This window comes from Pseudomonas lundensis (assembly GCF_002269125.1).
Taxonomy (GTDB): domain Bacteria; phylum Pseudomonadota; class Gammaproteobacteria; order Pseudomonadales; family Pseudomonadaceae; genus Aquipseudomonas; species Aquipseudomonas lundensis_A.
Genome location: NZ_NQKI01000059.1, coordinates 1 through 10,807, shown reverse-complemented (window position 1 = coordinate 10,807; position 10,807 = coordinate 1). Strand labels below are relative to the sequence as shown.

7 protein-coding genes and 2 tRNA genes are annotated in these 10,807 nt (G+C 57.1%); 3 read left to right on the top strand and 6 right to left on the bottom strand.

All coding sequences use genetic code 11. The annotated features are described in order from the left end of the window. Both CJF39_RS21905 and CJF39_RS21900 read right to left on the bottom strand, forming a co-directional pair. Nucleotides 1–74 (bottom strand) — tRNA-Asp (locus CJF39_RS21905). A gap of 19 nt (nt 75–93) precedes the next feature. Beyond that, a tRNA-Val gene (locus CJF39_RS21900) sits at nt 94–169 on the bottom strand. A gap of 160 nt (nt 170–329) precedes the next feature. On the opposite strand from CJF39_RS21900, the gene rdgC reads away from it, so the two are divergent. Both rdgC and sugE read left to right on the top strand, forming a co-directional pair. Next, nucleotides 330–1,253: a recombination-associated protein RdgC gene (gene rdgC / locus CJF39_RS21895; RefSeq protein ID WP_094995294.1), complete on the top strand. Its 924-nt coding sequence runs from the start codon at nt 330–332 to the stop codon at nt 1,251–1,253. Between the two features lie 210 nt (nt 1,254–1,463). Continuing rightward, nucleotides 1,464–1,778, top strand: coding sequence for a quaternary ammonium compound efflux SMR transporter SugE (gene sugE, locus CJF39_RS21890; RefSeq protein ID WP_094995293.1), 315 nt, complete (start codon nt 1,464–1,466; stop codon nt 1,776–1,778). A gap of 100 nt (nt 1,779–1,878) precedes the next feature. On the opposite strand, the gene CJF39_RS21885 is transcribed toward sugE, so the two are convergent. Both CJF39_RS21885 and CJF39_RS21880 read right to left on the bottom strand, forming a co-directional pair. Further along, a complete protein-coding gene (locus CJF39_RS21885; protein WP_094995295.1) occupies nt 1,879–3,753 on the bottom strand; it encodes an MFS transporter in 1,875 nt (624 codons plus the stop codon). Nucleotides 3,754–3,888: 135 nt separating this feature from the next. Continuing rightward, entirely contained in the window at nt 3,889–5,040 is a 1,152-nt protein-coding gene (locus CJF39_RS21880; protein WP_094995292.1) for a TDT family transporter, read from the bottom strand. Nucleotides 5,041–5,279: 239 nt separating this feature from the next. On the opposite strand from CJF39_RS21880, the gene CJF39_RS21875 reads away from it, so the two are divergent. Next, complete coding sequence (locus CJF39_RS21875) at nt 5,280–8,747, top strand: hybrid sensor histidine kinase/response regulator (RefSeq protein ID WP_094995291.1); 3,468 nt, start codon at nt 5,280–5,282, stop codon at nt 8,745–8,747. 36 nt (nt 8,748–8,783) lie between these two features. On the opposite strand, the gene rmuC is transcribed toward CJF39_RS21875, so the two are convergent. Further along, on the bottom strand, nt 8,784–10,148 hold the full coding sequence (rmuC, locus tag CJF39_RS21870) for a DNA recombination protein RmuC (protein WP_169965571.1): 1,365 nt from the start codon (nt 10,146–10,148) through the stop codon (nt 8,784–8,786). Nucleotides 10,149–10,320: 172 nt separating this feature from the next. After that, a complete protein-coding gene (locus CJF39_RS21865) occupies nt 10,321–10,644 on the bottom strand; it encodes a hypothetical protein (RefSeq protein WP_094995289.1) in 324 nt (107 codons plus the stop codon). Nucleotides 10,645–10,807 lie beyond the last annotated feature (163 nt).

The following is a 10,807-nucleotide window of genomic DNA, read 5'->3' as shown; positions in this document are numbered from 1 at the left end:
CGCAGCGGACGGGACTCGAACCCGCGACCCCCGGCGTGACAGGCCGGTATTCTAACCGACTGAACTACCGCTGCGCGTAACACTGCAAGTGAATGGTGGGTGATGACGGGATCGAACCGCCGACCCTCTGCTTGTAAGGCAGATGCTCTCCCAGCTGAGCTAATCACCCTTTCACTCTCGGTGTGGCGCGCATTCTACGGAGCGACCTGAAGTCTGGCAAGCACTTTTTAAAATAATTTTCTTATGCATGACAAAGGCTTAGCGCAGGGTTGGCCTATGCGCCCATGAGGCGAATAATGCCGTCTTTGTATAAAGGAGTGATTCACCCCATGTGGTTCAAAAACCTGCTTATCTATCGCCTGACCCAAGATCTGCCTTTTGATGCGCAGGTGCTGGAAACTGCACTGGCCACCAAACTGGCCCGCGCCTGTTCAAGTCAGGAATTAGCCACTTACGGTTTCGTCGCCCCTTTTGGCAAAGGCGAAGATGCTCCACTGGTTCACGTCAGCCAGGACTTCCTGCTGATCGCTGCCCGCAAAGAAGAGCGCATCCTGCCCGGCAGCGTTGTGCGTGACGCACTCAAGGAAAAGGTCGAAGAGATCGAAGCCGAGCAAATGCGCAAGGTCTACAAAAAGGAACGCGACCAGCTCAAGGACGAAATCATCCAGGCCTTCTTGCCGCGTGCCTTTATTCGTCGCTCAGCCACCTTCGCCGCCATCGCACCTAAACAGGGTCTGATTTTGGTTAACGCCTCCAGCCCTAAACGCGCCGAAGACTTGCTCTCCACCTTGCGTGAAGTTGTGGGTTCGCTGCCGGTGCGTCCATTGGCCGTCAAAGTAGCGCCAAGTGCGACCATGACCGAATGGGTCAAGACCCAAAAAGCTGCCGAACACTTCTTTGTCCTCGACGAATGCGAGCTGCGCGACACCCATGAAGACGGCGGCATCATTCGCTGCAAGCGTCAGGACCTGACCAGCGACGAAATTCAGTTGCACCTGAGCACTGGCAAAGTCGTGACGCAGCTGTCATTAGCCTGGCAGGACAAACTGTCGTTCGTACTGGACGACAAACTGGTGGTCAAACGCCTGAAGTTTGAAGACCTACTGCAAGACGAAGCTGAACAGAACGGCGGCGATGACGACCTGGGCCAGCAAGACGCCAGCTTTACCTTGATGATGCTGACGTTCGGTGAGTTCTTGCCCCAGTTGTTTGAAGCGCTGGGCGGCGAAGAGATTCCGCAAGGTATCGAGTAACGTGGGTTAAGGAAGCATGTCCGGCAGATGATGCAACTTCGACTGTCGGCTGCTTCCTCTATAGAAAGCGCGACGATCAATGATCGCGCACGAAAAATCACAGTTGCCTGCCAGATTAATCATGGGCAATATACTGCGCACAGCGAGGACGACCTCGCGACTCATCGAGTGACTTTCTGGGGACGACCCCATCAATTGATGGAGGCAACCATGTCCTGGATTATTCTGTTTTTCGCTGGCCTGTTTGAAGTCGGCTGGGCGGTCGGCCTGAAATACACTGACGGCTTCAGCCGCCCCCTCCCCACGGCATTAACAGTCGCCGCCATGGCGGTAAGCCTCGGCTTGCTGGGCCTTGCAATGAAGGAACTGCCATTGGGCACGGCTTACGCCATCTGGACAGGTGTGGGCGCAGTGGGCACGGTCATCGCCGGGATCATTCTGTTTGGCGAATCCATGGCCTTGTTCCGCTTGGCCAGCGTGGCGCTGATCATTGCCGGGCTGATTGGTCTGAAAATCAGCGCCTGACCCCTCACTCGCCAGCGACTACAGAAATGCCCACTCTGTAGTCACTGGCCAGGCCTCCGCCCCCTGTTCACTCTGGCGAGCAAAACCCACCAAAAAAGGTCTAGAGGCTCTGCCCCCTTAGCGCGGTCACCCGCTCACGCAGCACTTTTTGCGTAGCCTCACTTGCCGCTATTGGCTCGCCTGCTACCAGCGTCACCCGCGACCACAGCCTGCGCAAAAACCCTTTATTCGGATCGCGACTGAAGAAGCTGCCCCATAACCCTTGCAACGCCATCGGAATCACCGGCACCGGCGTTTGTTCCAGAATCCGTGTGACGCCTGCCTTGAATTCGTTGATCTGGCCATCCGTGGTGAGCTTGCCCTCCGGAAAAATACACACCAGCTCGCCGTCGTTCAGGTATTCGGCAATTTTCTTGAAAGCCCGCTCGTAGATCGCTTCATCTTCTGCGCGCCCGGCAATAGGAATCGTCCCTGCGGTACGGAAGATAAAGTTGAGCACCGGTAAATTGTAGATTTTGTAATACATCACAAATCGAATCGGCCGACGCACTGCTCCACCTATCAGCAACGCATCCACAAACGACACGTGATTGCACACCAGCAATGCCGCGCCCTCGTCGGGGATTGCTTGCAGGTTTTTATGCTGCACCCGGTACATGGAGTGACTCAGCAGCCAGATCATGAAGCGCATGCTGAATTCGGGAACAATCTTGAAGATGTAAGTATTGACCGCGATGTTCAGCAGCGAGACCACAAGGAACAGTTCAGGAATCGTCAGTTTCGCCACGCTGAGCAACAGGATGGTGACGATGGCTGAGACCACCATAAAGAGCGCATTCAAGATGTTGTTGGCAGCAATCACCCGCGCACGCTCGTTTTCCGCAGTACGAGACTGGATCAATGCATACAACGGAACGATGTAAAAACCCCCAAACACGCCCAGACCAAGAATATCGAACAGCACCCACCACGCTTGACTGAAGCCCAATACGTCCAGCCAGTCATTCGGCTGAAGGGGTGACGGCATCTGCCCGGAATGCCACCACAGCAACAGGCCAAACACCGTCAGGCCAAAAGAACCGAATGGCACCAGACCGATTTCAACTTTGCGCCCCGACAGTTTTTCGCACAGCATCGACCCCAACGCGATCCCCACCGAGAACACCGTCAGGATCAACGTCACCACGGTTTCATCGCCATACAGCCATTCTTTGGCGTAGGCCGGAATTTGTGTCAGGTAAATCGCACCGACAAACCAGAACCACGAATTGCCCACGACAGAACGCGACACTGCAGGCGTCTGGTTCAGACCCATTTTCAACGTGGCCCAGGACTCGCTGAAAATGTTCCAGTTCAGGCGTAAATCAGGTGTATCGGCCGGTGCGCTGGGGATGGCCCGGCTGGCCAGATACCCGAGCGCCGCCACGCAGACGATCACCACCGACACCACCACGGCGTAATTGCTCGACGACAGCATGATCCCCGCACCGATGGTCCCGGCCAGAATCGACAGGAAAGTCCCCATTTCTACCAGACCGTTGCCCCCGACCAACTCATCCTCATGCAATGTTTGCGGCAGGATTGAGTACTTGACCGGGCCGAACAACGCCGAATGGGTACCCATCGCAAACAGGGCGACCAGCATCAGTGCCAAATGATCGAATGCAAATCCTGCGGCACCGACAAGCATGATCGCGATTTCGCCAAGTTTGATCAGACGGATCAGTCGATCCTTGTCGAACTTCTCGCCAAACTGACCCGCCAGGGCAGAAAACAAAAAGAAGGGAACGATAAACAGCAGCGCACACAGATTGACCCAAATCCCCCGGTCCCCCTCGATGGCGAGCTTATAAAGGATGGCCAGAATCAACGATTGTTTGAACAGGTTGTCGTTGAGGGCGCCCAGCGACTGGGTCACAAAGAAGGGCAGGAAGCGTCGCTTCCTTAGCAAGCTGAACTGCGAGGGGTGACTCATCATCCATGTTCTCAAGTTGCGCCAGAGGCTTTCTCATTGGAGTGCTCTTGTAACACCCGAGGCACAACCTTGCCTCAGGTTATGTAGCTGATGCCACCCATCTAGGCGCATTCGTACAAAACCTGAGGCAAGCTCCTACTTGTTCAAGCCCGCGATGCAAGGCGAAACAAACAACTCGCCCCGGTAAGCGCCGATCAAGGTTTTACGCCCCACGATCAGCCACATCATCACCAGCAAAGCCACCAGCGCACAGCCCGCAATATCGAAGAAAGTCAGGTGCAGCACACTGCCCAGGCGCAAGGTGGCCAGCGAATACACACCCAGCGGGAACGTGAACCCCCACCACCCCAGATTGAACGGAATGCCTGAGCGGTAGTAGCGATGGGTAATCAGTATCGCCATCACAATCCACCACAACCCGAAGCCCCACAGCGCAACCCCTGCAATCAGGCCCATACCGTTGGCCACCTCACCGATACCGGCAAAACCATTGGCCGCAAAGATCGCGGGCGAATTCGCCCCCAGTAGCAACAAGCCAAGCGCTCCAGTACCAATCGGCCCCAATGCCAGCCAACTCGACGCCGCCATGCTTTCGTGAGGCAATTTATGCAACGCCATGCGCAGCATCAGGATGGTCAGGATGCTGAACGCCAGCGGCACCGAAAATGCCCACAGCACGTAGCTGGTGATTAGCACATGGAACTGCGCCAGCGAATCCGTCAGGTGCGGAGCCAACTGGCCACCACTGGCAGCCGCCACTTCAGCCGCCACTACCGGCAACAACCAGACAGCAGTCATCTGGTCAATACTGTGCTCCTGACGGGTGAACATCATGTAAGGAATCAGCACGCCAAACGCCAGCGACATGGCCACGTCCAGCCACCATAACACCTCGGCCACTTGCACCATGCCACTGCCCCAGCGGGCGACACCGAACAGTAGAAAACCATTGATGATGGTCGCCAATCCCATGGGAATGGTGCCAAAAAACATCGAGACGGTGGAGTGGCCAAAAATCCGCCGCGCCTCATCGAAATACAGCACCCAACGAGCGCCATAGAGCACGCTGAATAAAATGAACAAGCCAATATTGAACAGCCACAACCCTTCCGCGAGGGCGTACACGCCCGGAATGTGTACGGGCAACGAAGCCAGCGCCAGCGCCAGCACCCCGGTCCCCATGGTGGCTGCAAACCAGTTAGGGGTGAACTGACGGATCACCTCACGCGGGTGTTGCAGTGTGCTTAAGGGTCTTAAAGTGGTTTTGGTCATGTTAAGGCAAGTCATGGGTTCCTCCTGATCCTCGTGCGAGGTAATACAAGAGTAGAACTGAATCGAATATCTATATAACGGGTAATTTCTCTAACTGTTATCGACTTTACAGATAAGGACTGTTTTAACCGATTTCAAGCACTGCGACGGTTGGCCGCGTTGCGACCATCGTCGACACTGACGGCGCCCAAACATCATGCGAGACTAGCCAGCAGCAGCCGGATTGCTGCAGCCTTATACCTCCAGGAGTCACCATGTCGTTGTCCAGCGGGCTGATCGCCGCCGTTGCCCTGGCCTATATGGCCGTCATGTTCGCCATTGCCTTTTATGGTGACCGGCGCAGCACCCCGCTGCCGCCACGGGTTCGCGCATGGGTCTATAGCTTGTCGCTGGCGGTGTACTGCACCAGCTGGACATTCTTTGGCGCTGTTGGCCAGGCCGCCGAGCAGCTGTGGTCCTTTTTGCCCATTTACTTGGGCCCGGTGCTGTTGTTGGTGTTTGCACCCTGGGTGCTGCAAAAAATGGTGATGATCAGCAAACAGGAGAACATCACCTCCATTGCCGACTTCATCGCCGCGCGGTACGGCAAATCCCAGTCGCTGGCAATTGTCGTGGCGCTGATCTGTCTGGTTGGCGTATTGCCTTATATCGCCTTGCAACTTAAAGGCATCGTACTCGGCGTGAACCTGTTGATCGGTGCAGGTGCCGATGCAACCGGCACTCGCGCGCAAGACACAGCCCTGATTGTGTCTCTGGTACTGGCGCTGTTTACCATCGTCTTCGGCACCCGCAACCTTGACTCCACCGAGCACCACCGCGGCATGGTGCTGGCAATTGCTTTCGAGTCGCTGGTCAAGCTGTTCGCGTTTCTCGCTGTGGGTGCGTTCGTAACCTTCGGCCTGTATGACGGCTTTGACGACTTGTTCAATCAGGCGATGCTCGCACCGCGCCTGGAGCAATACTGGAAAGAGACCGTCAATTGGCCCTCGATGGTGGTGCAAACCGGCGTGGCCATGATGGCCATCATTTGTTTACCTCGCCAATTCCACGTGACCGTGGTCGAAAACATCGAGCCACAGGATTTACGGCTGGCGAAATGGGTGTTCCCGGCCTATTTGATCCTGGCTGCACTGTTTGTCGTCCCGATCGCGCTGGCCGGGCAAATGATGTTGCCCAGCTCAGTCCTGCCAGACTCCTTCGTGATCAGCCTGCCACTGGCGCAAGCCCACCCGGCACTGGCTTTGTTGGCCTTTATCGGTGGCGCATCTGCGGCCACCGGCATGGTGATTGTGGCCAGCGTAGCCCTGTCGACCATGGTCTCCAACGACATGCTGTTGCCTTGGTTGTTACGGCACAAAAACGCCGAGCGCCCCTTTGAAGTGTTCCGCTACTGGATGCTGTCGGTGCGCCGCGTATCGATTGTGGTCATCTTGCTGCTGGCTTACGTCAGCTATCGCCTGCTGGGCTCAACAGCCAGCCTGGCCACCATTGGGCAGATTTCCTTCGCCGCCGTGACGCAATTGGCACCCGCCATGATCGGTGCGCTGTACTGGAAACAAGCCAACCGTCGCGGCGTCTTCGCCGGTTTGGCCACGGGTACCTTTATCTGGTTTTACACACTGGTGTTGCCCCTGATAGCTCACAGCCTTGGCTGGCACTTGAGCCACTTCCCGGGTTTGGCCTGGCTGCATGGCAACCCGCTGGGGTTGCCTATTACACCTCTGACACAAGGCGTCGTGCTGTCATTGGCCGGCAACTTCACCGTCTTTGCGTGGGTCTCGGTGCTGTCGCGCACCCGTGTCTCGGAACACTGGCAAGCAGGACGATTCATCGGCCAGGAAATCAGCCACCCCAATGGCCGCTCCATGCTGGCTGTACAGATCAATGACCTGTTAACGCTGGCCGCACGTTTTGTCGGCGAAGAACGCGCGCGCCAGAGCTTTATCCGTTTCGCTTACCGTCAGGGCAAAGGCTTCAACCCGAACCAGAATGCCGATGGCGAATGGATCGCCCACACAGAACGCTTGCTGGCAGGCGTGCTCGGTGCGTCCTCGACCCGGGCAGTGGTGAAAGCTGCCATCGAAGGCCGGGAAATGCAGCTCGAAGACGTCGTACGCATTGCCGACGAAGCGTCAGAAGTGTTGCAGTTCAACCGCGCCCTCCTGCAAGGCGCGATTGAGAACATCACCCAAGGCATCAGCGTGGTCGACCAGTCCTTGCGGCTCGTGGCCTGGAACCGCCGATATCTTGAGCTGTTCGACTACCCTGATGGCTTGATCAGCGTTGGCCGGCCGATTGCCGACATCATCCGCCACAATGCCGAGCGTGGCCTGTGCGGTCCCGGCGAAGCCGAGGTGCATGTAGCCCGTCGCCTGCACTGGATGCGTCAGGGGCGCGCCCACACCTCGGAACGGCTGTTCCCCAATGGGCGCGTGATTGAGCTGATCGGCAATCCGATGCCGGGCGGCGGGTTTGTCATGAGTTTTACCGACATTACTGCCTTCCGCGAAGCAGAGCAGGCACTGACAGAGGCCAACGAAGGCCTGGAGCAACGGGTGGCCGAGCGCACCCGCGAACTGTCCGAGCTGAACAAGGCTCTGATCGAAGCCAAGGGCGTCGCAGAAGCCGCCAACCAATCGAAAACCCGTTTTCTGGCTGCTGTCAGCCATGACTTGATGCAGCCCATGAATGCCGCCCGGTTGTTCTCCTCCGCCCTTTCCCACCAGGAGGAAGGACTTAGCCCGGAGGCACAAAAGCTGGTGCAACATCTGGACAGCTCGTTACGTTCTGCCGAAGACCTGATCAGCGACTTGCTGGATATTTCCCGGCTCGAAAACGGAAAATTCACGCCTGACATCAAGCCGTTTGCCCTGAATGAGCTGTTTGACACGCTGGGCAATGAGTTCAAGGCACAGGCTCAAGAGCAAGGGCTGACCTTCCGTGTCCGCGGCAGTCGATTGCGGGTGAGCAGTGATATCAAACTGCTGCGCCGGATCTTGCAGAACTTCCTGACCAACGCATTTCGCTATGCCAAAGGACCGGTTCTTCTAGGCGTGCGCCGTCGTGGCAATGCGTTGTGCCTCGAAGTGTGGGACCGCGGCCCAGGCATTCCAGAGGACAAGTTGCAGGTCATTTTTGAGGAATTCAAACGCTTGGACAGCCATCAGACCCGCGCTGAAAAGGGCTTGGGGCTAGGGCTGGCGATTGCTGACGGTTTGTGCCGCGTGCTGGGACACACCCTGCAAGTTCGCTCATGGCCTGGTAAAGGCAGCGTATTCAGCGTCAGCGTGCCTTTGGCACAGAGTCAGGTTGCCCCACAACCGGTCGTCGCAGAGCAAAATGGTCAACCCGTGACGGGCGCGCAAGTGCTGTGTATCGATAACGAAGACAGCATTCTGATCGGTATGCAAAGCCTGTTGACCCGCTGGGGATGCCGCGTCTGGACGGCGCGCAATCGCGAAGAATGTGCGGCCCTGCTCAATGAAGGGGTACGCCCGCAACTGGTATTGGTGGATTACCACCTGGATAACGGCGAAGTCGGCACCGAGCTGATGCGTTGGCTACGGGCTGAACTGGGCGAGCCGGTGCCGGGCGTGGTCATCAGTGCAGACGGACGCCCGGAGATGATTGCGCAGGTGCATGCAGCGGGTCTGGAATATCTTGCCAAACCGGTGAAGCCCGCCGTACTGCGGGCACTGGTTAGCCGCCACGTCCCGCTTTAACAGCGCCTGGCCGCCATTCACTCAGTCCGCTGCACGTCACTCTGCGGGGTGCGCCACACCGTCTACGTCGGTCATGGCGCGCTCCAGCAGATCCGGCGGCAAGCTTTTACTGGCTCGCGCACCCAACAACTTAAGCTGCTCGCTGCGGCTCACCAAGTTACCGCGCCCGTCCGTCAACTTGTTGCGCGCGGCAGCATAGGCTTTGTCCAATTGCTGCAAGCGATTGCCAACCTCATCCAGGTCTTGAATAAAGAGCACAAACTTGTCGTACAGCCACCCGGCACGCTCAGCAATTTCGCGCGCGTTCTGGCTTTGACGCTCTTGCTTCCACAAACTGTCGATCACCCGCAACGTAGCTAACAAGGTTGTGGGGCTGACAATCACAATGTTGCGGTCGAACGCTTCCTGAAACAGATTGGGCTCGGCCTGCAATGCAGCTGAAAAGGCCGCCTCAATGGGCACGAACAACAAAACGAAGTCCAGGCTGTGCAAGCCTTCCAGACGCTTATAGTCCTTGCCAGCCAGGCCCTTGACGTGATTACGCAACGACAACACATGCTGCTTGAGTGCCGCCTGCCCGATCACCTGATCATCCGCTGCAACAAACTGCTGATAGGCAGTCAAACTGACCTTGGAATCGACCACTACCTGCTTGTCGCCCGGCAACATGATCAGCACGTCCGGCTGGAAGCGTTCGCCATCCGGGCCCTTGAGGCTGACCTGGGTCTGATATTCACGCCCCTTCTCCAGCCCGGCATGTTCCAGTACCCGTTCCAGAATCAACTCACCCCAGTTGCCTTGGGTTTTCTGCCCCTTAAGCGCCCGCGTGAGGTTAGTGGCCTCCTCACTCAAGCGCAGGTTGAGTTGCTGAAGTCGCTCAAGTTCTTTGCCAAGAGAGAAACGCTCGCGGGCTTCCTGCTGATAACTTTCCTCGACGCGCTTTTCGAACGACTGAATGCGTTCTTTAAGCGGGTCCAGCAACTGCCCCAGTCGCTCATTGCTGGTCTGCGCAAACCGCTGCTCGCGCTCATCGAATATTTTGCCGGCCAACTCTGCAAACTGCGCCCGTAGCTCATCACGAGAACCCTGCAGGTCGTTGAGTCGTTGTTGGTGGTTTTCTTGCTGCTCGCGTAGCTCTGCCGCTTGTGCGGCGCACTGGGCATCAAGCCTGCGCAATTCAGTTTCTTTCTGAGCCCGCTCCAGGCTCCAGCCATGGGCAGCATCCCGGGCGTTGTCGCGCTCGACCTGCAACAACTCGACTTCGCGGCTCAGGGCCGCCAGCTCTGCCTGCTTGGCGGCATTGGCCTGCCCCAGATCACTGATCTCGTCACGGCCAGCATCGAGTTGTGCATTGAGACCTTCCTGTGCCAACTGCGCCATATTCAAGCGCTCTTCCAGCAGGGCCAGTTCTGCGTTATGCGCGCTGACCCGACGCTGCAACTGCCAGATAAAAGCCAACAACGGCACACCTGCTACCACCAGGCCCAGCAGAATGCTGTTCAAGTCCAGGGCCATAACCCCTCCGCACAAGGTAAAAGAGCAAGGTTAACCAAGCTGCAGAGTCGAAGACAGCTCAGTCTTCGATCTTGTTGAGTTCTTGCTGGGCTGCCTCATCGCCTGCGCGCGCAGCATTACGTAACAAGGCATGACCAATGCGTTGGTCCCGCTTGCTGCCACAATCGCGGCACATCAGTTGCCCGAGACGACTTTGCGCCAGCACCACACCCTGGCGGGCAGGTTGCTTGAGCAGATGACCGGCCACATGCTTGATGCTCGGATTAGTCCCCAGCCGCGGGTTGTCCAACAGCCAGATGGCTACACGCAAAGAAAACCGCCTTGGTGCCTCGGCAGGTGATCCGGAGGGAGTAACAGAGGAAGAGTTTGTGCGAAACTTCATAGAACACTGTGGGGCAGAACAGAAGGCGCGCCACTCTACTCCTTTTTTCGTTTGGGTAAAGTCGAAAAAGGTCTACAACCCCGAGCTAGGCTCTGTACGTAAAGTATTGTCGCAAGCACCGCATAGCGCAGGCCAATGAGACCATCGCCGCAAAACTTGTTGC

Bases quoted from the DNA above. Each gene is read 5' to 3' on its own strand.
- rdgC (WP_094995294.1), top strand. From the start codon at position 330: ATGTGGTTCAAAAACCTGCTTATCTATCGCCTGACCCAAGATCTGCCT.
- sugE (WP_094995293.1), top strand. From the start codon at position 1,464: ATGTCCTGGATTATTCTGTTTTTCGCTGGCCTGTTTGAAGTCGGCTGG.
- CJF39_RS21885 (WP_094995295.1), bottom strand. From the start codon at position 3,753: ATGAGTCACCCCTCGCAGTTCAGCTTGCTAAGGAAGCGACGCTTCCTG.
- CJF39_RS21880 (WP_094995292.1), bottom strand. From the start codon at position 5,040: ATGACTTGCCTTAACATGACCAAAACCACTTTAAGACCCTTAAGCACA.
- CJF39_RS21875 (WP_094995291.1), top strand. From the start codon at position 5,280: ATGTCGTTGTCCAGCGGGCTGATCGCCGCCGTTGCCCTGGCCTATATG.
- CJF39_RS21865 (WP_094995289.1), bottom strand. From the start codon at position 10,644: ATGAAGTTTCGCACAAACTCTTCCTCTGTTACTCCCTCCGGATCACCT.